Below are 22,927 nucleotides of genomic sequence, written 5' to 3'. Positions count from 1 at the left end.
GGGGGCACTTCTATCATGAAATACGATTACCAAAATGAAGACAAAGAATTATGGGATGTAATTAAGAATGAACAAACTCGTCAAGAAAACACAATTGAACTAATTGCGTCAGAAAACATTGCATCAAACGCTGTAATGGCTGCGCAAGGTTCTGTTTTAACTAACAAATACGCCGAAGGTTATCCTGGTAAGAGATACTACGGTGGTTGTGAATTTGTAGATAAATCAGAAACATTAGCGATTGAACGTGCTAAGAAGTTATTTGGGGCTGAATATGTTAATGTTCAACCACACTCAGGTTCACAAGCTAACCAAGCTGTGTACTCAGCATTTTTGAAGCCTGGAGATAAGATTTTAGGGATGGACCTAAACGCCGGTGGTCACTTAACCCACGGTGCTAAGGTAAACTTCTCAGGTAAGATTTACCAATCATTCTCATATGGTTTAGATCCAAAGACTGAACGTTTAAATTACGATGATATCTTAGCAATTGCTAAAGAAGTTCAACCACAAATTATTGTTGCTGGGGCTTCTGCATACAGCCGTATCATCGACTGGAATAAGTTCAGAGAAATTGCCGACGAAGTTGGCGCATACTTAATGGTAGATATGGCCCACATTGCTGGACTAGTTGCTACCGGATTACATCCAAGTCCCATCGGAATTGCCGATGTCGTAACTACTACCACTCACAAGACTCTAAGAGGACCTCGTGGTGGAATGATTTTGTCTAACGAAAAATATGCTAAGAAGATCAATTCTGCAATGTTCCCAGGATCACAAGGTGGACCATTGGAACACGTGATTGCTGGTAAGGCTGCTTGTTTCTTTGAAGACTTGCAACCAGCATTTACAGAATACTCAAAACAAGTTATTAAAAATGCAGCTGCTATGGCTGATGAATTTAACAACAGTGATACTATCAAGGTGGTATCTGATGGTACAGATAACCACTTGATGGTCTTAGACTTAACCAACACTGAATTAAATGGGAAAGAAGCACAAATCCTATTAGATTCACTTAAGATTACAACTAATAAGGAAGCAATTCCTGATGAGAAACTAAGTCCATTTGTTACAAGTGGATTAAGATTAGGAACTCCTGCGATTACTTCTAGAGGGTTCGATGAAAAAGATTCACGTAAAGTTGCAAAAATGATAACACGTGCAATTGAAAATCATGACGATGAAAATGTTCTAAACGAAGTAAGAGAAGAAGTATCCCAATTAACCCAATCACATCCAATTTTTGATTAAAGGAGATTAATCATGGGAAAATTTCAAGTAATGAATCATCCATTGATTCAACACAAGTTAACTATTATTAGAAATGAAAATTGTGGAACTAGAGAATTTCGTGAAGTTGTAAATGAAATTGCTTCATTGTTAGCTTTCGAAGTTTCTAGAGATATGCCACTAGAAGACGTTGATGTAAAAACTCCACAAGGTATCGCACATGCAAAGCAACTATCAGGTAAGAAGGTGGCTGTTGTGCCAATTCTTCGTGCTGGTATCGGGATGGTAGACGGTATTTTAGACCTAATCCCAGCCGCTAAGGTTGGACACATCGGTATGTATCGTGATGAAGAAACCCTAGAACCACACGAATACTTTGTGAAATTGCCAAGTGATATTGACAAACGTCAAATTTTTGTTGTTGATCCAATGCTTGCTACTGGTGGTTCTGCCATCATGGCAATCGATGCTTTAATTAAGCGTGGTGTCGACGAAAGTAATATTAAATTTGTGTGCTTGGTAGCTGCTCCCGAAGGTGTGGAAGCGCTTCAAAAAGCCCATGGTGACGTAGATATTTACACTGCTGCGTTAGATGATCATCTAGAAAACGGTTACATTGTACCTGGACTAGGTGATGCCGGAGATCGTCTATTCGGAACTAAATAAAATAAAAATCCGTCGTTTTTTTGCGATGGATTTTTTATTTATGTATAACTTTATACTAAAAGTCTAAGATACATTTTTTACAATTTGTAAAGCACAAATTGTAATTTTTGTAAAAAAACTGTTAAATAGTTATTTTATTTTGAAATGAAGCCTGAATGGTGGTACTATCTTATTGTATTTTGAAAGAGAAATACATCATCTTAAGAGTTAAAACTATCGTTAATGTGAATTAATGTAACATTAATGTTTAGTATGCTTAGGTTGCGAAAAGGGGTGATAATCTGTGAATGATCCAATATCCACATTTAAGCTATTTGGGCTTACATTCAATATTGGAAACATGGTTTCCGTTACGGTTGCCGCAGTTTTCGTATTCTTATTTGTATTCATTTGTTCTAGAAAGCTACAAGTGATTCCATCAGGAAAACAAAACTTGCTTGAAATGATTGTTGATTTCACCAACGGAATTGTTAACACTTCTGTTGAAGGTGCTAAAGCCAAGGCTTACGGTCTATTTGCTTTTGTACTATTCGTATTCATCTTCATTTCTAACCAAATGGGACTACTTTTCCAAATTGATTACAATGGGGTTGCCTATGTTAAAAGTCCAACGTCAGATCCAATTGTCACTTTGACATTGGCCGCTATCACGTTGGCATGGGCTCATTTCGCAGGAGTTTCAAAGCTTGGATTCAAGGGTTACTTCTCAAGTACATACTTGAAGCCATTTAAGTTATGGTTGCCATTGAATGTCTTCGAAGAGTTAGCTAACTTCCTAACTCTTGGTTTGCGTCTATATGGTAATATTTTCGCAGGTGAACTACTTCTAGGATTGCTATCTAAATTAGCACTAGGTTACGGTGTATTGGGATACATCCCATCCGTACTTGTTGCAATGATTTGGGAAGCATTCTCAATCTTTATCGGAAGTGTTCAAGCATTCGTATTTGTAACCTTAACATTCGTATACATTTCTCAAAAGATTCAACCTGAGGAATAATTTTATTTATTATAAGGAGGATTTACCATGGGTGTATTAGCTGCTGGTATTGCTATGGCTGGTGCCGCTATTGGTGCGGGTATCGGTGATGGTATCGTTATTTCTAAATTTATTGAAGGAATGGCTAGACAACCAGAAATGACTGGTCAATTAAGAACTAACATGTTTATCGGTGTTGGTTTGGTCGAAGCTCTACCTATTATTTCTTTAGTTCTATCATTCGTATACATGGCTAAATAATAATATAAAGGTAAAGTAATTCTTCTATTCTCAATTAAGGAGGTGTCAATAGATGCTTTCACATTCATTATTGCCAACTGTCGCTGTGACTGATGGTGGTGGATTGTACTACGGTAACATGATTTTTACAGCTCTTGTTTTCATCATCTTGATGATTCTTATCATGAAATTTGCATGGAAGCCATTATCAGAAATGATGGAAAAACGTGCTAACAAGATTGCCGATGACATCAATTCTGCAGAAAAGTCACGTAAGGACGCTGAAGATTTAGCAAAGCAACGTGAAGACGCCTTAGCAAAATCTAGAGAAGATGCAACTGGCATTATTAACAACGCCAAGCAATCTGCTCAAGTACAAAGTGACCAAATTATCACAACTGCTAGAAACGATGCTCAAAGTATCAAGACTTCTGCTCAAAAAGATATTGAACAAGAACGTAAAGATGCTTTAGCAAACACCAAAAATGATGTGGCCAATTTATCTATTGAAATTGCTTCTAAGATCATTCAAAAAGAATTAAAAGCTGACGATCAAAAGGCATTGATTGATTCTTATATTGAAGGGTTGGGGAAGCAAGATGCTAGATAAAATCACATTCGCAAAACGCTATTCAAAAGCACTTTATGAAGTGCTTGAAGAACAAAATCAAGTTGAAGCCGGTTTGAGTGAATTATTATCTATCAAACAAGTTTTTGATGATAATTCATCACTAAGTCGAGTTTTAACTGATGTAAGCTTTCCAGAAGACAAAAAAGAAAGTTTAATCAAACCTTTGATTGACAATTCTGACGTCGAATTTGTTAAGAACCTTTTAAAAGTTTTATTAGGTGCTAACAAAATGGATGAATTTACTTTGATTGTGGAAGAATTTGAACGTTCTTACAATGAAAAGAATAAGATTGTTCATGCTGATGCACTATCTGTAGTTCCTCTATCCGACGAACAAAAGCAAAAACTTGCAGACGTCTTTAAGGCGCGTGTAGGTGCCAACGAAGTTATCCTAGATAACAAAGTTGATCAAAGTCTAATCGGTGGTGTAATTCTAAAATCATCGAACGTTATTTTTGATGGAAGTGTTAAGACAAAAATTAACAACATTAAAAAACTTCTATTGAGTTAATAACAATATCTATCAAAGAGGTGAAACTTTTATGAGCATTAATGCTGAAGAAATCAGTGCTCTAATCAAGCAACAATTATCCGGTTACAAGGATGACCTAGCTGTTGAAGAAACAGGGGTTGTTACCTACGTTGGTGACGGTGTTGCTCGTGCTCATGGTTTAGATAATGCGTTGTCTGGTGAGTTACTTGAATTCGAAAACGGAATCTATGGTATGGCTCAAAACCTTGAAAGTAACGATGTAGGTATTGTTGTTTTAGGTGACTGTACACATATTCGTGAAGGTGCAACTATTAAACGTACCGGTAAAATCATGGAAGTTCCTGTTGGAGAAGAAATGGTGGGTAGAACCATCAACTCATTAGGTCAACCAATTGATGGTAAGGGTGATATCAAGACTGAATCATCTCGTCCTATTGAAAAGAAAGCTCCAGGTATCATGGACAGACAAAGTGTTTCTGAACCATTACAAACTGGTATTAAATCAATCGATGCGTTAGTTCCAATTGGCCGTGGTCAACGTGAATTAATCATCGGTGATAGAAAAACAGGTAAGACTTCAATCGCTGTTGATACTATCTTGAACCAAAAGGATCAAGATATGATTTGTATCTACGTTGCGATTGGACAAAAGGACTCAACTGTCCGTTCACAAGTTGCTACTCTAGAAAAGTTTGGCGCAATGGATTACACAATCGTATTGTCAGCCGGTCCTTCTGAACCAGCTCCATTACTATACATTGCTCCTTACGCTGGTGCAGCTATTGGTGAATACTTTATGAACCAAGGTAAGCATGTTTTGATTGTCTACGATGATTTAACAAAACAAGCCAACGCTTACCGTGAACTATCACTTATTCTTCGTAGACCTCCTGGTCGTGAAGCATATCCAGGTGATATCTTCTATACCCACTCACGTTTACTAGAACGTGCTGCTAAGTTATCAGACAAGTTAGGTGGCGGTTCAATGACTGCTCTACCAATTGTTGAAACTCAAGCAGGGGACGTTTCAGCTTACATTCCAACCAACGTTATTTCAATTACTGATGGTCAAATCTTCTTGAACTCAGACATGTTCTATTCAGGAACTCGTCCAGCCATTGATGCTGGTACATCAGTTTCTCGTGTTGGTGGGGACGCTCAAATTAAAGCGATGAAACAAGTAGCAGGTACTTTGAGACTTGACCTAGCTTCATATCATGAACTACAAGCCTTTGCTCAATTCGGTTCAGACTTGGATGATGCAACTCAAGCTAAGTTGAACCGTGGTGCTCGTACTGAAGAAGTTCTAAAACAACCTCTTCACGCTCCACTACCTGTCGAAAAACAAGTACTTATTCTATTTAGTTTGACTCACGGATACCTAGACAACATTGCCGTTGACGATATCCAACGTTACCAAACTGAATTATTCAACTTCTTCGACGCTTCACACCGTGATTTACTAGATACAATTGTAAACACTGGTAAGTTACCAGAAGGTGATGATTTAGCAAATGCAGTTGATGAATTTACTAAATCATTCACTCCAAGTAAGCAAGAAGAAACACAAAATAACTAGCTTGAAGGATGGTGAGAACTAATGGCTGAATCTATTAATGATGTTAAACATCGTATTGCATCAACCAGAAATACACGTCAAATTACTACTGCGATGCAAATGGTTTCTACTGCAAAGTTAAACCGTATTCAAAAGCATACCAGTAATTATGAGGAATATGTTTCTCGTGTTAAGGCTGTTGTAATGCATTTAGCTCAGTCTCATTTGTTAGACAAAATTAATTCCTCAAGTAATGCGTCTGACCACAAGTCTGGTAAGACAGCATACCTAGTTATTACATCTGATCGTGGAATGGTAGGAAGTTACAACAGTAATGTGATTAGAGAAACTAATAACTTTATTGAAGAACACACTCCAAATCCTGATGATTACATGATTTTAGCTGTAGGTGGAAATGGTGCTGACTTTTATAAGAACCGTAATGTAAACGTGGCTTATGAATACCGTGGCGTTTCTGATATTCCTACTTTCGCTGAAGTTAGAGAAATCGTTAAGACTGCAAACTCAATGTTTGAAGATGGTGTGTTTGACAAGTTATACGTTTGCTACACACACTTTGTTAACCGTATTTCTTCAACTTTTAGAGCTGAAAAAATGCTACCTATGGATAGCGAAGCATTTGAAGAAGAATCAAGCAAAGACATTAAGGCACATGACTTTAGTGCTGAATATGAAATTGAACCTGACGAATCAGCTGTATTGAAGGTTGTATTACCTCAATACGCACAAAGTTTAGTATTCGGAGCAATCCTTGATGCTAAGACTTCAGAACATTCATCAAGTTCAACTGCTATGCAATCTGCTTCAGACAATGCATCAGATCTTATTTCTAGATTAGAACTACAATATAACCGTGCAAGACAAGCTGCTATTACTACCGAAATTACTGAAATTGTCGGTGGTCAAGAAGCTTTGAAGCACTAATATGACGGGAGGAATTAACGAAAATGAGTACTGGTAAGATTATTCAAGTTATTGGACCAGTCGTTGACGTTGAATTCCCAACGGACGTTGAATTACCTGACATCAACACCGCTCTTCGTGTACACAAAGACGATAACGAAACTTTAGTTACAGAAGTTACCCTTGAATTAGGTGACGGTGTTGTTAGAACTATCGCCATGGACGGAACTGACGGTTTACGCCGTGGAATGGAAGTTGAAAATACTAAAGCTCCTATTTCAGTTCCTGTTGGTGAAAACACTCTAGGTCGTGTATTTAACGTTCTTGGTGAACCAATTGATGGTGGTCCTGAATTTGGCGACGATACAGAACGTTGGCCAATTCACAGACAAGCTCCAAGTTACGATCAATTAAATCCATCTGCAGAAATTCTAGAAACCGGTATTAAAGTTATCGATTTACTAGCACCATACATTCGTGGTGGTAAAGTTGGATTGTTCGGTGGTGCCGGAGTTGGTAAAACTGTTTTAATTCAAGAATTAATTCATAATATTGCTCAAGGACATAACGGTATCTCAGTATTCACCGGTGTTGGTGAACGTACTCGTGAAGGTAACGATATGTACTTTGAAATGAAAGGTTCAGGTGTCTTGGACAAGACAGCCATGGTATATGGTCAAATGAACGAGCCACCTGGAGCACGTATGCGTGTTGCTTTAACTGGTTTGACTATCGCGGAATACTTCCGTGACGAAGTTGGTACCGATGTTCTATTGTTCATTGATAACATCTTTAGATTTACTCAAGCCGGTACTGAAGTTTCCGCATTGTTAGGTCGTATTCCATCAGCCGTAGGTTACCAACCTACATTGGCTACTGAAATGGGTCAATTGCAAGAACGTATCACTTCAACTAAGAATGGTGCGATTACTTCAATTCAAGCCGTTTACGTTCCTGCCGATGATTACACCGACCCTGCTCCTGCAACTACTTTCGCTCACTTGGATGCAACAACCAACTTGGAACGTTCATTAACTCAACAAGGTATCTACCCAGCCGTTGATCCATTAGCATCAACATCAGCTGCTCTAGATCCATCAATTGTTGGTGAAGAACACTACAAGGTTGCAACTGAAGTACAACAAGTATTGCAAAGATACCATGAACTTCAAGATATCATTTCTATCTTAGGTATGGATGAATTATCTGACGAAGAAAAGACCATTGTTGGTCGTGCACGTCGTATTCAATTCTTCCTATCACAAAGCTTTAGTGTTGCTGAAACATTTACTGGTTTACCAGGTAGATATGTTCCAGTTGCCAAGACTGTTGAAAGTTTCAAAGCTATCCTAGATGGTAAGTATGATGATCTTCCTGAAGATGCATTTAGAAACTGTGGACCTATTGAAGACGTAGTTGAAAATGCTAAAAAAATGAAGCAAAACAACTAAGGAGGGTTCTAATTGGCTGATAACAACTCAGTATTAACCGTTAGTATCGTTACTCCTGATGGTAAGGTATATGAACGTGAAGATGCTCGCTTGGTTATTGTTAGAACCAAGAGTGGTCAATTAGGAATTATGCCTAATCATGTTCCCGTAATAGCTTCATTGGAAGTTGACGAAGTAAAAGTAAAATCCGGTTCAGATGTAGATGAAATTGCCGTTAACGGTGGTTTCGTTGAATTCTCAAACAATAACTTAACTGTTATTGCAGATAGTGCCGAAAAGCAAGGGGATATCGATGTTGATCGTGCCGCTGCTGCGAGAGACCGTGCTCAAAAGGCATTGGAAATCGCTAGACAAAAGCATGATAACCAAGAAATCTTAAGAAACCAAGTTGCTTTGAGAAGAGCTATTAACCGAATTCATGTTGCTAAACATTAAGAAAGAGGTCTGCATTAAATGCAGACCTTTTTTGATACATAAATAAAAAACAAATTAATATATAGTTAGTGAAGATTAGAAAGACAAAATCAAAATTTTATGTTATAGTTGCTATAAAGAATGGAGATATTATGGAATCATCAAATATTAATTCTTTCTTAGATTTAGCTATTCAATTATTCTTTATTGGATTAGCTTTTTGGAGTTTAAATGATATTCATCTAGAGAGATATGTCAAAATGCACATTAATCAGTACCGAATTTTAATAATTCTATTATCTATCTGTATTGGATATGTGTCAGGATCTTTCTTTATATGGGTAATAAACATGACAATAAATCATTAAAATTGAAATTACTGGAGGGTTACCAGTGGATAAAATCGTGATTAAGGGAGGCCAACGCCTTACCGGTAACGTCCACATTGAAGGTGCAAAAAATGCTGTCCTACCAATAATGGCTGCTACCATTTTAGCCAGTGAAGGAAAAACAGTTTTAAATAACGTACCACTATTATCAGACGTATATACAATGGAAGAAGTTTTACGCTTCTTGAACTTAAAAGTTGACTTTAACACTAATGAGAATCAAATGTGTTTTGATGCTACTAACCAAATCTCATACGAAGCTCCATTAGAATATGTTTCAAAGATGAGAGCATCAATCGTAGTAATGGGACCACTATTGGCCAGATTAGGTCATGCTAAGGTTGCATTACCTGGTGGATGTGCAATTGGTTCTCGTCCAATTGATATTCATTTGAAAGGTTTTGAAGCACTAGGTGCCAAAATCGAACAACACGATGGATACGTTGAAGCTTTTGCTGAAGACGGGCTAAAGGGTGCCGAAATCTACATGGATTTCCCAAGTGTTGGTGCTACTCAAAACATTATGATGGCTGCCACATTAGCAGAAGGTCAAACCATCATCGAAAATGTGGCTCAAGAACCAGAAATTGTTGACTTAGCCAACATCTTAAATGCGATGGGTGCTAGTGTTATGGGTGCAGGTACTAGCAAGATTAAGATTAAGGGTGTAAGTAAGCTACACGGTGTTGACCACAGTGTCCTACAAGACCGTATTGAAGCAGGTACTTTCATGGTAGCTGCTGCATTAACACGTGGTAACATCTTAATTGAAGATGCTGAAGCATCATACAATCAACCATTAATCGCTAAGATGCAAGAAATGGGTGTAACTGTTAAGGAAGAATCAAATGGTATTCGTGTCATTGGTCCAGACGAATTAAAGCCTGTTGACGTAAAGACACTTCCATATCCAGGTTTCCCAACAGACATGCAACCTCAAATGACTGTTTTACAATTAGCTGCTCAAGGTAGTAGTTTATTGACTGAAACAGTGTTTGAAAATCGTTTCATGCACTTGGATGAACTAGCTAGAATGAACGCTAAATTTAGAATCAACGGGAAGAGTGTGGTCTTAAACGGACCAACTAAATTTAGTGGCGCGGAAGTTGCTGCAACTGATTTGAGAGCTGCTGCAGCACTTGTTTTAGCAGGTTTAGTTGCTGACGGTATTACTATCGTTAGAAACCTAAAATACTTAGATCGTGGATATTACGATTTTCATGTTAAGTTAGCCAAATTAGGTGCTGACATCAAGAGAGTGGACATGAAAGATAATGAGGAAATCTCATTTAGTAAAACTTCACAAAAGTAAAATCAATTATAGAGCGATATGATATAATATTTAACATATGAGTTAACTCAGGAGGAAGAGAGAAATGGTAAAAGATATCGGCATTGACTTAGGTACTGCCAATGTTTTAATTTACGTAACAGGAAAGGGAATCGTGTTAAACGAACCATCAGTTGTTGCGGTAGATATTAAGACAAACAAATTATTAGCAGTTGGTTCTGAAGCATACAGAATGGTTGGTAGAACACCAAGTAACATTCGTGCAATTAGACCGCTTAAAGAAGGGGTTATCTCTGATTTTGATGTAACCGAAAAGATGCTTACATACTTTATCAACAAATTGAGCGTTAAAGGTTTCATGTCAAAACCAAAGACTATGATTTGTGCCCCAACAAACATTACTAACATCGAAAGAAAAGCAATTATTCAAGCTGCTGAAAAATCCGGTGGTGGTAAAGTTTACATCGAAGAAGAACCTAAAGTTGCTGCAATTGGTGCCGGAATGAACATTTTCCAACCAAAAGGAAACATGGTAATTGACATGGGTGGTGGAACATCTGACATCGCCGTGTTATCATTAGGTGATATTGTTGCAAGTAAGTCCATTCGTGTAGCCGGTGATGTAATGAATAGTGATATCGTTTCTTACATAAAGGATAAACATGGATTGGTTATCGGTGAACACACTGCCGAAAAGATTAAGATTACCATTGGTACTGCAGATCCAAACGAAACTGACGTAAAAGAAATGGAAGTTCGTGGTAGAGATGTATTAGGTGGTATGCCAAGATCTATTACTCTAAACAGTTTAGAAGTACAAAAGGCTGTTGAAGATACTGTTAACCAAATTATTGATGCTGCTAAGGATGTCTTAGAAGTAGTTCCTCCTGAATTAGCTTCTGATATTGTTGACAGAGGAATCATGCTAACTGGTGGGGGTGCCTTATTAAGAGGTATCGACCACGCAATTTCAAAAGAATTAACTGTGCCAGTGTTAATTTCTGAAAGTCCTCTAGATAATGTTGCTAAGGGTGCCGGTGCATTACTTGAACATATCAACAAACAAGAAAGCAAAAAATAAAGATTAATATAAGAAAGTGATAACTGATGAGAAAGTTACTGATAAAGATGGTGATGGGATACAAACGATTTATTTCACCACTATTACCGGCCTCTTGTCGTTATTATCCGACATGTTCTACTTATATGATCGATGCTGTCAGAAAGCACGGAGCATTATTAGGTTTTGTAATGGGGTGTGCACGGATTTTACGTTGTCATCCTTTTGTCAAAGGTGGTTATGATCCGGTTTCTGATCATTTTACTATTTTTAGAAATAAGAGGGCGTCGAAAGATTATCGACGTTCTATGAATTTAAAGTAGTCGATCAAATATTTGAATCGACTACTTTTATTTTTAGGAGGACAAAATGTCAAAGGGAAAGAAAAATATTGAAGTTACTTTAGATACACAAAACGTAAACGGTGAAGAACGCGAAGTTCTTTTCGTTGGTAAGCAAGAAGTTGGCTTTATCCGTCAAGTGGATGAAGAAAAATTCGAAGCTGTCTTTGATGAAGACAATGTATTTAAAGCCAAATCCTTAGACGAAGGAATTGAATTATTAATTAGCCAATACAACTTACACAAGGGCTAAAATGATTTAGAGGTGATTTGCAGTGTTTAATAGTGACAATGATAGCAATTCTTCTCGATTAGATTGGACAATCATAATTTGTGTGGCCCTTTTAGCATTGATTGGTGTTGGTGCAATATACGTTGCCGTAAATCATGATTCATATTCCGGAACAATCGTGAAGCAAATGATTACGCAGCTGGTTTGGTATACAATTGGAACTGTAATAATCATAATCATCATGCAATTTGATTCTGAACAATTATGGAAAGTGGCACCAATTATTTACTGGGGAGCATTAACGTTACTGGCATCGTTACTTGTTTTGTACAGTAGATACTACTTTGTTCAAACAGGGGCCAAGAGTTGGTTCCAATTAGGTCCGTTGACCTTCCAACCGGCTGAAATTATGAAACCAGCGTTTGTGGTTATGTTGGCAAGAGTGATTGTTGAACATAACAGAAACTACGCTGTTCACACATTAAAAACAGATGCACTGTTATTGGGTAAGATGATCCTATGGACATTACCAATCTGTGTGTTATTAAAAATTGAAAATGATTTCGGTACAATGCTTGTTTTCTTCGCTATGCTTGGTGGATTAGTGATTGTATCCGGAATTACTTGGAGAATCATTGTTCCTGGAGTTGCTGCATTCGCAACAATTGGTGGGACTGCTTTAATTTTAGTTATCACTAGCGGTGGTAGAAAGATTTTGGAAGCATTAGGGTTCCAATCTTACCAATTTGATCGTGTTAACGATTGGTTGGACCCATCAAATCCTGAAAACCTAGCTGGTTCCGGTTACCAATTATGGCAAAGTATTAAGGCCGTTGGTTCCGGAGGATTCAGTGGAACTGGCTTTAACGTATCACACGTTTACGTGCCGGTTCGAGAATCCGATATGATTTTCTCAGTTATCGGTGAAAACTTTGGTTTCATCGGTGGTTTAGTTTTAATTGGAATCTACTTCGTTTTGATTTATCGAATGATTAAGGTTACTTTTGAAACTAAGAACGTTTACTACGCATACATTTCAACTGGAATTATCATGATGATTTTATTCCACGTATTTGAAAATATTGGTATGAGTATTGGACTATTACCATTGACTGGTATTCCATTGCCATTCGTAAGTCAGGGTGGTTCTGCCTTGATTGGTAACATGATAGGGATTGGATTAGTCATGTCAATGCAGTATCATAATTATGGGTACATGTTCAGTGCTAGCCGTGACTTCTCATAGCTAATGAATTGACAAGTACATTAAATAATTGTATACTTTATTAAAATTTGATTATAAGATGAGTAAGTAATTAATGAATATCACAGAGAACTCGGTTGGTGAAAAAGAGTTATTTGTAGTTACCGAATATGGTCTTAGTAAATAATCAGTTAGCGAAATTTGGGATAAACTAACATCGTCTGGCAAACGTTATATTGCTGAAGTATTAAAGATACTTATGAGGCTATTGTCGTGAGGCAATGGTGAATAAAAGGTGGTAACACGAGCTTTTCGTCCTTTACTGTTAAATCAGTAGGTGCGAAAGGCTTTTTTATTTGAAAGTGAGGAGAAACAGTTTGATTAGATTTAAGAATGTTAACAAGAAATACAAACTTGATAAAAGCATCCTAACAGCTGTTAAAGACGTTAACCTAGAAATTAACGACGGTGAAATCTTTGGTATTATCGGTTACTCTGGTGCCGGTAAATCAACACTTGTTAGAATGTTAGATGGCCTAGAAGCCCCAACTTCTGGTTCTATCGAAATTAATGGTAAGGATATTGCGAAATTAAGTAACAAGGAATTAAGATCACAACGTAAGAAGGTTGGTATGATTTTCCAACACTTTAACTTACTATGGTCTAGAACTATCCAACAAAACATTGAATTACCACTAGAAATTGCTGGTGTTGATAAAGAACAACGTCATCAAAAGGCTGAAAAGCTTATCGAATTAGTTGGTTTAAAGGGTCGTGAAAATGACTATCCTTCAGAACTATCTGGTGGACAAAAACAACGTGTTGGAATTGCCAGAGCATTGGCTAATGACCCAGAAATTCTTATTTCTGATGAAGCAACTAGTGCGCTAGATCCACAAACAACCGATGAAATTTTGGACCTATTACTAGAAATCAACAAGAAGTTAAACCTAACTATTCTTTTGATTACTCACGAAATGCATGCTATTAGAAAGACAGCTTCAAAAGTTGCTGTTATGCAAGATGGTCAAGTTGTTGAAACTGGTAATGTTTACGACATTTTCCAAAACCCTCAACAAGACATCACTAAACGTTTCGTTAACGAAGATGACAATCCAAATGCTAAGGACTTGAGCATGACCGTAGACGAAATCATTAAGAACTATCCAAATGGTATGGTGATTAAGTTAACCTTCAAGGGTACTCAATCACAACAACCAGTTGTATCCCAAATGATTCGCGAATTTGATTCATTAGAATTAAACATCGTTGAAGGAAGTATTCATCAAACACAAGGTGGTTCAATCGGTTCATTAGTTCTACAACTACTAGGAACTCCTGAAGACCAAAATAAGGCTGTTGAATACTTGAAATCAGTAAACGTGGAAGCAGAGGTGATTAACCGTGGCTAATCAAGGAATTCAATCATACTTCCAATTCAATAACGTTAATTGGAGTGCAATGAGACAAGCAACATGGGAAACAGTTTGGATGACTGCTTTATCAATGATTATTGTTGCTGTATTAGGAATTATTTTAGGACTATTATTATTCGAAAGTCGTAACAAGTCTGGTTTTGGTTGGAAGATTATTAACTGGGTAGTATCATTCTTAGTTAACGTATTTAGATCAATTCCTTTTATTATCTTAATCGTATTACTATTACCATTCACAAAGGACCTTGTAGGTACCATTATTGGACCTAAGGCCGCTATTCCATCACTAGTTATTTCAGCTGCTCCATTCTACGCAAGAATGGTTGAAGCTAACTTTAGAGAAGTTGATGATGGTGTAATTGAAGCCGTTAAATCAATGGGTGGTACTAACTGGGACGTTATCTTTAAAGTATTACTTCCAGAAAGTACACCAGCATTGATTGCCGGTGCAACTGTTACTGCCATTTCATTGATTTCATACACTGCAATGGCCGGTGCTATTGGTTCTGGTGGTCTAGGTTACCTAGCATACTTGGATGGTTTCCAATCAAATAACAACACTGTTACTTTAGTGGCAACCGTTATTATTTTAATTATTGTTCTAATCGTTCAAACAGTTGGAGACTTACTAGTTAAGAAAATCGACAAACGTACACTATAAGGGGGATATTAAAATGAAAAAGCTTTTATCCTTTGGTGGAATCGTTGTTTTATTCATCGTTTTACTATTACTAGGTCCTGGTAACTACAAGGCAAAGAACACAATTCGTATTGGGGCATCTAACATTCCTCATGCACAAATTCTTCGTCATATCGAACCAGAACTTAAGAAAAAGGGCATTAAGTTAGATATCGTTACTTTCCAAGACTACGTGCTACCTAACCGTGCACTAGCAGGAAAGCAACTAGATGCTAACTATTTCCAAACTCCAGCGTTCTTAGATCAATGGAATAAGGAATATGATGGCCATTTGGTAAACGTAGGGGCCGTTCACTTGGAACCAATTGGTATTTACTCCAAGAAGTACAAAAAGCTCTCAGACCTTAAAAATGGTGCTCACATCTTAGTAAGTAGTAATGCACCTGATTACGGTCGTATTCTTCAATTATTCCAACAAAACGGTTTAATTAAGATTAAGAAGGGTGTCAATATTACTCAAGCTAACTTCAGTGATATTGCTTATAATCCAAAACACTTGGTATTCCAAACTGGATACGAACCAAAGATTATGCCATTGATTTACAACAATGGTGAAGGTGATGCTGTGGCAATTAACTCTAATTACGCAGTTCAAGGTGGTTTACAACCAGATAAGCAAGCAATTGCCTTGCAAAAACCTGAAAAGAACTCACCATACTTCAACATTGTTGCTGTTAGAAATGGTGATCAAAACAGAAAAGACATCAAGGAATTGGTTAAGGTTTTACAATCTAAATCAACTCAAGAATGGATTAAAAAACATTACAAAGGTTCTGTGCTACCAGCTAAGAACTACTAATAAAAAAGCGTCTAAGACGCTTTTTTTTATTGACTTTTTTTATGTTAGACTTTATAGTTAGTTACATAAGTAATTAACCAAAGATAGGCGGTGAAAAAGATGCAATTTGACTTTAATAGTCCAGAGCCAATTTTTATTCAGGTTGCCACTCAATTAGAGGATGCGATCTTTACCGGCGCTTTCCAAGAAGGTGCGCAAGTACCATCTACGACAGAAATTTCAAAGCAATTTAAGATTAATCCAGCAACAGTTCTTAAGGGGATGAACATGTTGGTTAATAATGATTTGTTAGAAAAACGTCGAGGCCGTGGTACTTTTGTGAAGCAAGGGGCTCAAGAGATAATTATTAAACGAAGACAGGAACATTTCTACAATGATTACATTTTGAATTTAATCAATGAATCAAAGAAATTGCATCTATCTGAAGACGATATTTTGACACTAGTGAAGAGAGGGTACGACAATGAGCAAGATCGAAGTTAAACATTTAGCTAAACGTTTCAAGTTTGCAAAGCAACCTCTATTAAATGAAGTTAATTTCAATTTAGAAGAAAACGAAATTTATGGATTGTTCGGTGAAAACGGAGCAGGGAAATCAACACTAATGAGTATGATTGCTGATTACAATCGTCCATCAGCAGGACAAATCCTTTTTGATGGACAAGAAGTTCATGAAAATGACGAAGCACTAAGTGAAATTTACTTCATGAACCAGGATGATATGTACACTAGAAAGGATAAGGTTGCTCAAATCTTTTCTTTTGTAGAATCAATGTATCAAGATTATGACGTGGAACTACAAGAAAAGCTAGTTAAGGAATTTAAGTTAGATGTTAACCAAAAGCTTAACAAGTTATCTACCGGTTACCAATCAATCGTTAAAATTATCATCTCACTATGTGTGCCTTGTAAGTTTATTATGTTGGATGAACCCACACTAGGTTTAGATGCCAGAAACCGCGAAATATTCCAAAGTAACTTGATTGAAACATACAGTGAAAATCCAAGAACATTTGTGATTTCCACTCACATTATCGATGAAATTGATCGTATCATCAGTCAAGTGCTATTACTTCAAGACGGAGTAATTAAGATGAACGGAAGCATCGATGAAGTATCATCTAGATCATACAGTGTCTCTGGACCAGCTGAAGATGTTAACAGTTATATTGATGGCGTTAAGGTCTTGGATGAAGAACAACTGGGTCGTTACAAGACAGTTCACTTTATGGATCAACTTCCTGATAGAGAAGTTCCAGCATCCGTTGATATTGAAAAAATGAAACTACAAAAACTACTAGTATACATTATGGATAGGGGGGAACTATAGTGAAGACAAAGGCACTTGCAAAGCAATACTGTCATGATTTTATTCCATACATTTGGTATGGATTAGTCGTTTCTGTTGTTTATATCCTATTCGGTCTTTTATCAGTAGATGGTGCACCATCCGTTGGATATCAATTAAAAGCCAGTTTTTTCATGGCTCCTTATATTATTACGGTTGTCACAATGATTGGCATTAGTTTCAACTACAGACGCTTCAAATTGGCAATGCAAAGTGGAGTTTCACGCAAGACATTTTGGAAAGCTAAGATGCTTTTTATCGCTAAGGCAGCATTAATCGTAAATGTAATTAACGTGATTATTAGCTTCATAAACATGAAGCTGGGACCTAGTGAAACTTACTTGTATTACCAGGCCTATGGTAAAGCTTTTAGTAATGTATTTGCGCAATCAATTTCAATGTTTATTACAGACTATGTGGTATTGCTATTCATATTCGTTGCTATGAACACTTTTGGAACGATGACATCTTTAATGAACAAGATTGGTAAATCAATCTTCTACTCCATTGGGGTTGTTTGCTACATGTTCTTTACTAACTTATTAACTCAATATAGCTCACAAAGATTAATCAGCAGATTTTATGCTCACATCAATGGGGATGCAATTTTTAACTTTATTTTTTCTATTGATGCTAAAGTTCCTAGACCATATCCATTGATTGGATTCATGATCATTCTAGCTATTATTGCAGCATTATTTAATTTGTTATTCACCAAATTAGAACAGGTAAAAAGATAAAAAAGAATTCTTTAATCTATAAAACCATGTTATAATGTAGTTTCAAAGAATTATTGATAGGACGGTATAAAATGATGAAAAAGACTCATTTAGCATTACTTTTCGGTGGAGATTCATCAGAACATGATGTTTCAAAACGTTCAGCTCATAACATTTATGATGCGATGGATAAAGATAAGTACGATATTAGCTTATTCTTAATTACTAAGACAGGAATTATCTTAGATAATGAATCATCACACCGTGTGTTTGATGGTGAACCTGAAGATGCTGTGGTTGAAGAAGCTGTTAAGAACTTAGACTTCTCAGATCCATTGGCCCCAATTAAAAACTTATCAAAGACTAAGGATATTGACGTATTCTTCCCAATCGTTCACGGTAACTTGGGTGAAGATGGTACTATCCAAGGTCTTCTAAGATTACTACATAAGCCATACGTTGGTAGTGGTATTTTGGAATCAGCAATGGGCTTTGATAAAGACATTACTAAGAAGATGTTAAACTTAGCAGGAGTTAGAAACACTAACTACCACTTGATTACTCCTGACAACAAAGACCAATTCACTTACGCTAAACTACAAGCTGAATTCGGTGACGTAATCTTCTTGAAGCCAGCTAACCAAGGTTCATCAGTTGGTATTCACAAGGTAACAAACGAACAAGAATTTGAAGACGGCCTAAAGGATGCATTCAGATATGACTACAAGATCTTAGCTGAACAAGCAATCAACGGTCCAGAAGAACTAGAAATCTCAATCTTAGGTAACGAAAAACCAATTGCTTCTCAAGTTGGTGCAATTCGTGTTCCTAAGGAAGACAAGTTCTACACTTACGACAACAAGTTCGTTGATGCTAGCCAAGTTAAGTTTGATATTCCAGTTGATATTCCAGAATCACTATCAGACGAAATCACTGACTTAGCATTACGCGGATACAAAGCATTAGGTCTAAAGGGACTAGCTCGTATTGACTTCTTAGTATCTAAGGAAGGTGTTCCTTACCTAGGAGAAGTTAACACATTACCTGGTTTCACAAACATTAGTCTATACCCACAACTATGGGAAGCTTCAGGTATCAGTTACACTGAACTAATCGATAGATTAATCGACCTAGCTTACAAAGAATTTGATCGTCGAAACAACATCATTCACGATTTCAAACCATTATCATAATAATAAAAAAGAGGTAATCATTTGGATTATCTCTTTTTTTGTTAGAAAATTGTTTAAGAAAGTATTAAATTGACCGAAAAAATTTGTGTTTTTATACGTATGTAATAGAGTAAAAATCACCGAAAGGAATTATGAAATATGAAAAGATGTGTATGGGCTAGCGATAGCGCAGAAATGTTAGTTTATCACGATAAGGAATGGGGAGTTCCAAAGAAAAAAGTATCTGAATTATTTGAATGTTTAACACTAGAAATTTTTCAAGCTGGTTTATCATGGTCGACTGTCTTGCGTAAGAGGGATGCGTTTAGAAATGATTTCTCTGATTTTGACGTTGAAAAAATTAGCCAGTTTAAAGATGAAGACATTGAAAGATTGATGAACGATGAGGCGATTATTCGAAATCGTGCCAAGATAATTGCCACAATTCAAAATGCCAAAGCTTGTATGAATAATGATTTAGTTCAATTAACATGGAAACCATTTGATTTTACACAAATGGATGGACTAAATGACAACAATAAGGATGACATTAAAGAGTTCATCAAACCATACGTTAAACGATTTAAAGATGACGGATTTAAACGTGTCGGACCAACAACACTATATTCATATTTCCAATCAGTAGGGGTGATTAATGATCATGAAATAGATTGTTTCAGACATAAGGAAATAAATGATAATTTTAAATAATGATTCAAAGAAAGGATTTTATAATGAATATTAACGGCACTTTGATCAAGAAGCGACGTAAAAGTTTAAACATAACTCAATGTCAATTAGCGAAGCAAGTTGCTTGTACGCAACCTGTGATTTGTCAGATTGAAAACGGTAGCTATGATCACCAAATTAGTTTATATGTAATCAAAAACATTTGTAAGATATTGTTGCTAGATATTGATAAGGTGATTGAAAACGAGAAGAAAGTAGCCAGTTACGAAATTAATAGCATTCCATTTTGTGCAGCACTATGTATTCCAGAAGAGATACAGGAAAAGCTAGATAAGTATGAAGATGACTTAGAAGATAAAGAAGACATCAAGTACTTCCAAATCATACATGCAGCAGTTCAGCTTAGTAAGCAAGATTACAGTGCGTCGGTTGATGAGCTCCAAAGGCTGAACTACGACTTCTACGACAAAAATGAGATTAGCATGCAAAAGATGGTGATTATGGGGATGCTTGCGATTGACTACTTTGCGATGAATAAATTCTCCATTGCTTATCAATATGTGGTCGAGACAATTGAATTAACCAAAGAAATGAGTAGATTAGATATTGAGGATATGCAGTTCTTGATTTTATACCGTGAACTAGATGCAATTTGTACAACACTGGACTTAAAGAGTGATTCTAGTTATTTAAAGGAGATATCATGCCGTGCCTTTTACCGAAGTATTGTCGGTATTGAAAGTAAGGGGATTGATATCAAATTTGATAAGCTAGAACAACCCAACGGTGTTTTTGAATACTGGAAACAGTTTTTAAGTGAAAATAATCCATTGTCGATCAATGACGATTGGACGGTGGAATAAAAAAAAGACCTGGATATTAATCCAGGCCTTTTTTGTTTATTTTTGTACTTTATTGTCTAAGTCAGATTTTACGATTAAGACATCACATTCTGCTACACGAGTTACATATGAAGCAACTGAACCGATTAATAAACGTTCAGCAGCACTTTGTCCGTTGGCACCGATGATGATTAAATCAGTATCGAAACGATCAACTAAATCTCTTGAGATAATTGACTTAGGAGCACCATATTCAATTGTGTAATCAACATTCTTAATTCCAGCATCTTGGGCTTTCTTTAAGTATTTTTCTAGTGAGCTTTTAACACGGCTAGTAACGTCATCTAACATTGATGAGTCGAAATTAGCTAGGTTAGTGAATGATCGCGTATCGATTACGTGCACGATGTGTAGGTCAGCATCATTGTGTTTGGCAACTTCAATTGACTTGTTGAATGCTAACTTTGAGTTTTTTGAACCATCGATTGGAATCATAATTTGACTGTAATCTTGTAACATATTCTTTCACCTCAAACTATTTACTTGGTAAGGAAGGTAAGTAACATTAACTCCATCACCAATAACATTATACAACTTATTACCATGATAGTTGTAACGAAAAAGATATTTGGAATAAAAATTGCGATTGCTGAAAAGACAGCTAAAACGCAAAAGACAATCCCAAAGAACTTAACGATTTTACCCAATGCTTGATTGTTTTCAGGATGTAGCATCATGAAGGGCTTATCTGTATGGGTTAAAAGGAAACGACCAATTGTGAATAATACAACTGTCGCTAATAATACTAGAATTCTAATTAACATTGCAGACTCCTATTTATCACGTTGTGCGTGAAGTAGTTTTTCGTATTGTTGTTTAAACGTACTTTCAATCTTACCATTTGTTTTTGGTTCATAGTAAGTATCGTTTTTAATCTTAGTAGGTAAGTACTGTTGTTTAACCCAATCATTTGGATAGTCATGGGCATATTTGTAATTAACACCATGGCCTAATTTCTTAGCACCTGAGTAGTGACTATCCTTTAGGTGATCAGGGATGTCACCGTAGTTACCAGTACGAATCTTAGCAATCGCTGCATCAATCGCACGCATTGCGGTGTTTGATTTTGGTGATAGGCATAATTCGATGATGGCGTTGGCTAGGGGAATTCTTGCTTCGGGGAAACCAACCTTGTTGGCAGCTTCGATGGCAGAAACCGTTCTAGCACAAGCGGCTGGGTTAGCTAATCCCACATCTTCATACGCGATAACCATCAAACGACGACTAATTGAATTTAAGTCACCGGATTCAATCAAACGACCAGCATAGTGAAGGGCGGCACTAACATCTGATCCACGAATTGATTTTTGAAAAGCGGAAACAACGTCATAGTGAGCATCACCATTTTTATCCTGTGTTAAAGCTTTTCTTTGTAGACATGATTCCACGTCTTCTAACGAGATATGAATGATACCGTCGTCATCAGGGGAAGTGGATTTAGCTGCAAGTTCTAGTGCATTTAATGCACTTCTTAGGTCACCATTGGTGCTGGTTGATAGGAAGTGTAATGCATTTTCGGCTAAATCGATGTTCATATTACCCAATCCGTTGTCTTTATCGGTTAAAGCACGTTTGACGGCTGATTTAATATCATCTTCATTAAGAGGGTGCACCTCAAAGATTTGGGTTCTACTTCTAATGGCGGGATTGATATTAATATATGGGTTTTCGGTAGTAGCACCGATTAGGATAATATTACCGCTTTCAAGTAGTGGTAATAAGAAGTCTTGTTTGGTCTTATCTAAACGGTGAATTTCATCTAGTAATAAGACTACCGTTCCAGACATCTTGGCTTCTTCAGCGACAATCTGTAGGTCTTTCTTCGTATCGGTTGCTGCATTTAATTGACGAAATGCATACTTAGTTGAACCAGCAATCGCACTGGCGATACTGGTTTTTCCTGTTCCAGGAGGTCCATATAGAATCATTGATGATAAAATTTTTGCTTTTACCATTCGATCGATGATTTTACCAGGACCGACTAAGTCTTGTTGGCCGACAACGTCCTCGATTTTCTTTGGACGCATACGGTATGCTAATGGATGCAATTTA

General features: G+C 36.7%; 28 protein-coding genes. 25 read left to right on the top strand and 3 right to left on the bottom strand.

All coding sequences use genetic code 11. From position 1 onward, the window contains the following. Positions 1 to 15: 15 nt before the first annotated feature. The 25 genes from glyA to J3U50_RS03605 all read left to right on the top strand — a co-directional run bounded on the left by glyA (position 16) and on the right by J3U50_RS03605 (position 20,836). Positions 16 to 1,257: a serine hydroxymethyltransferase gene (gene glyA / locus J3U50_RS03725; protein WP_301945582.1), complete on the top strand. Its 1,242-nt coding sequence runs from the start codon at positions 16 to 18 to the stop codon at positions 1,255 to 1,257. Between the two features lie 12 nt (positions 1,258 to 1,269). Continuing rightward, positions 1,270 to 1,902 carry a uracil phosphoribosyltransferase gene (gene upp / locus J3U50_RS03720; RefSeq protein ID WP_034534733.1) on the top strand — a complete coding sequence of 211 codons (633 nt, stop codon included), beginning with the start codon at positions 1,270 to 1,272 and terminating at the stop codon, positions 1,900 to 1,902. A gap of 283 nt (positions 1,903 to 2,185) precedes the next feature. Continuing rightward, entirely contained in the window at positions 2,186 to 2,902 is a 717-nt protein-coding gene (gene atpB, locus J3U50_RS03715) for a F0F1 ATP synthase subunit A (RefSeq protein ID WP_080997890.1), read from the top strand. A gap of 27 nt (positions 2,903 to 2,929) precedes the next feature. Further along, on the top strand, positions 2,930 to 3,142 hold the full coding sequence (gene atpE / locus J3U50_RS03710) for a F0F1 ATP synthase subunit C (RefSeq protein WP_041152751.1): 213 nt from the start codon (positions 2,930 to 2,932) through the stop codon (positions 3,140 to 3,142). A 52-nt stretch (positions 3,143 to 3,194) separates the two neighbouring features. Then, a complete protein-coding gene (gene atpF / locus J3U50_RS03705) occupies positions 3,195 to 3,731 on the top strand; it encodes a F0F1 ATP synthase subunit B (RefSeq protein ID WP_041152750.1) in 537 nt (178 codons plus the stop codon). Then, positions 3,721 to 4,263, top strand: coding sequence for an ATP synthase F1 subunit delta (gene atpH, locus J3U50_RS03700; RefSeq protein WP_054608035.1), 543 nt, complete (start codon positions 3,721 to 3,723; stop codon positions 4,261 to 4,263). The genes atpF and atpH overlap by 11 nt, the downstream gene beginning before the upstream one ends. A gap of 31 nt (positions 4,264 to 4,294) precedes the next feature. Then, entirely contained in the window at positions 4,295 to 5,824 is a 1,530-nt protein-coding gene (gene atpA, locus J3U50_RS03695; protein WP_301945581.1) for a F0F1 ATP synthase subunit alpha, read from the top strand. A gap of 21 nt (positions 5,825 to 5,845) precedes the next feature. Next, positions 5,846 to 6,748, top strand: a complete 903-nt coding sequence (locus J3U50_RS03690; RefSeq protein WP_034532074.1) for a F0F1 ATP synthase subunit gamma — start codon at positions 5,846 to 5,848, stop codon at positions 6,746 to 6,748. Positions 6,749 to 6,771: 23 nt separating this feature from the next. Next, positions 6,772 to 8,178 (top strand): F0F1 ATP synthase subunit beta, encoded by a 1,407-nt coding sequence (atpD, locus tag J3U50_RS03685; RefSeq protein WP_034532076.1) that lies wholly within the window; start codon positions 6,772 to 6,774, stop codon positions 8,176 to 8,178. A gap of 12 nt (positions 8,179 to 8,190) precedes the next feature. Beyond that, entirely contained in the window at positions 8,191 to 8,613 is a 423-nt protein-coding gene (locus J3U50_RS03680; RefSeq protein WP_034532079.1) for a F0F1 ATP synthase subunit epsilon, read from the top strand. Positions 8,614 to 8,744: 131 nt separating this feature from the next. After that, on the top strand, positions 8,745 to 8,960 hold the full coding sequence (locus J3U50_RS03675; protein WP_080695557.1) for a DUF1146 family protein: 216 nt from the start codon (positions 8,745 to 8,747) through the stop codon (positions 8,958 to 8,960). A 25-nt stretch (positions 8,961 to 8,985) separates the two neighbouring features. Next, positions 8,986 to 10,293 carry a UDP-N-acetylglucosamine 1-carboxyvinyltransferase gene (gene murA / locus J3U50_RS03670; protein WP_301945580.1) on the top strand — a complete coding sequence of 436 codons (1,308 nt, stop codon included), beginning with the start codon at positions 8,986 to 8,988 and terminating at the stop codon, positions 10,291 to 10,293. A 64-nt stretch (positions 10,294 to 10,357) separates the two neighbouring features. Further along, positions 10,358 to 11,353, top strand: coding sequence for a rod shape-determining protein (locus tag J3U50_RS03665; RefSeq protein WP_301945579.1), 996 nt, complete (start codon positions 10,358 to 10,360; stop codon positions 11,351 to 11,353). Positions 11,354 to 11,379: 26 nt separating this feature from the next. Next, entirely contained in the window at positions 11,380 to 11,655 is a 276-nt protein-coding gene (gene yidD, locus J3U50_RS03660) for a membrane protein insertion efficiency factor YidD (RefSeq protein ID WP_080997686.1), read from the top strand. 46 nt (positions 11,656 to 11,701) lie between these two features. Next, on the top strand, positions 11,702 to 11,926 hold the full coding sequence (locus J3U50_RS03655; protein WP_054608037.1) for a DUF2969 domain-containing protein: 225 nt from the start codon (positions 11,702 to 11,704) through the stop codon (positions 11,924 to 11,926). A 22-nt stretch (positions 11,927 to 11,948) separates the two neighbouring features. Continuing rightward, positions 11,949 to 13,151 carry an FtsW/RodA/SpoVE family cell cycle protein gene (locus J3U50_RS03650; protein WP_053792578.1) on the top strand — a complete coding sequence of 401 codons (1,203 nt, stop codon included), beginning with the start codon at positions 11,949 to 11,951 and terminating at the stop codon, positions 13,149 to 13,151. Positions 13,152 to 13,486: 335 nt separating this feature from the next. After that, positions 13,487 to 14,521, top strand: coding sequence for a methionine ABC transporter ATP-binding protein (locus J3U50_RS03645; protein ID WP_301945578.1), 1,035 nt, complete (start codon positions 13,487 to 13,489; stop codon positions 14,519 to 14,521). Beyond that, positions 14,514 to 15,206 carry a methionine ABC transporter permease gene (locus J3U50_RS03640; protein ID WP_041152740.1) on the top strand — a complete coding sequence of 231 codons (693 nt, stop codon included), beginning with the start codon at positions 14,514 to 14,516 and terminating at the stop codon, positions 15,204 to 15,206. Before J3U50_RS03645 ends, J3U50_RS03640 begins: the two co-directional genes overlap by 8 nt. A gap of 13 nt (positions 15,207 to 15,219) precedes the next feature. Continuing rightward, entirely contained in the window at positions 15,220 to 16,044 is an 825-nt protein-coding gene (locus J3U50_RS03635; RefSeq protein ID WP_054608040.1) for a MetQ/NlpA family ABC transporter substrate-binding protein, read from the top strand. Between the two features lie 99 nt (positions 16,045 to 16,143). Continuing rightward, positions 16,144 to 16,527, top strand: a complete 384-nt coding sequence (locus J3U50_RS03630) for a GntR family transcriptional regulator (protein WP_053791636.1) — start codon at positions 16,144 to 16,146, stop codon at positions 16,525 to 16,527. Continuing rightward, the gene (locus J3U50_RS03625; protein WP_301945577.1) at positions 16,508 to 17,374 is read left to right on the top strand and encodes an ABC transporter ATP-binding protein; all 867 of its coding nucleotides are present in this window, start codon (positions 16,508 to 16,510) and stop codon (positions 17,372 to 17,374) included. Before J3U50_RS03630 ends, J3U50_RS03625 begins: the two co-directional genes overlap by 20 nt. Next, entirely contained in the window at positions 17,374 to 18,132 is a 759-nt protein-coding gene (locus J3U50_RS03620) for a hypothetical protein (protein ID WP_054608042.1), read from the top strand. The genes J3U50_RS03625 and J3U50_RS03620 overlap by 1 nt, the downstream gene beginning before the upstream one ends. Positions 18,133 to 18,203: 71 nt before the next feature. Continuing rightward, on the top strand, positions 18,204 to 19,304 hold the full coding sequence (locus tag J3U50_RS03615) for a D-alanine--D-alanine ligase family protein (RefSeq protein WP_053791639.1): 1,101 nt from the start codon (positions 18,204 to 18,206) through the stop codon (positions 19,302 to 19,304). A gap of 138 nt (positions 19,305 to 19,442) precedes the next feature. Further along, positions 19,443 to 19,994, top strand: a complete 552-nt coding sequence (locus tag J3U50_RS03610; RefSeq protein ID WP_301945576.1) for a DNA-3-methyladenine glycosylase I — start codon at positions 19,443 to 19,445, stop codon at positions 19,992 to 19,994. A 23-nt stretch (positions 19,995 to 20,017) separates the two neighbouring features. Next, a complete protein-coding gene (locus J3U50_RS03605; protein ID WP_301945575.1) occupies positions 20,018 to 20,836 on the top strand; it encodes a helix-turn-helix transcriptional regulator in 819 nt (272 codons plus the stop codon). Positions 20,837 to 20,872: 36 nt separating this feature from the next. Here the strand turns inward: J3U50_RS03605 and J3U50_RS03600 are convergent, their stop codons facing one another. From J3U50_RS03600 to J3U50_RS03590, 3 genes are read right to left on the bottom strand one after another with little or no spacing between them, the layout of a single operon-like run. Next, positions 20,873 to 21,334: a universal stress protein gene (locus J3U50_RS03600; protein WP_053791641.1), complete on the bottom strand. Its 462-nt coding sequence runs from the start codon at positions 21,332 to 21,334 to the stop codon at positions 20,873 to 20,875. A gap of 20 nt (positions 21,335 to 21,354) precedes the next feature. After that, positions 21,355 to 21,639: a hypothetical protein gene (locus J3U50_RS03595; RefSeq protein WP_054608046.1), complete on the bottom strand. Its 285-nt coding sequence runs from the start codon at positions 21,637 to 21,639 to the stop codon at positions 21,355 to 21,357. Positions 21,640 to 21,648: 9 nt separating this feature from the next. Then, a complete protein-coding gene (locus J3U50_RS03590; RefSeq protein WP_301945647.1) occupies positions 21,649 to 22,902 on the bottom strand; it encodes a replication-associated recombination protein A in 1,254 nt (417 codons plus the stop codon). Between the last annotated feature and the right edge of the window lie 25 nt (positions 22,903 to 22,927).

Source organism: Lactobacillus sp. B3795 (assembly GCF_026535805.1).
Classification (GTDB): domain Bacteria; phylum Bacillota; class Bacilli; order Lactobacillales; family Lactobacillaceae; genus Apilactobacillus; species Apilactobacillus kunkeei_C.
The sequence above is the reverse complement of the archived record's forward strand: the minus strand, read 5'-3'. Positions and strand labels throughout refer to the sequence as shown.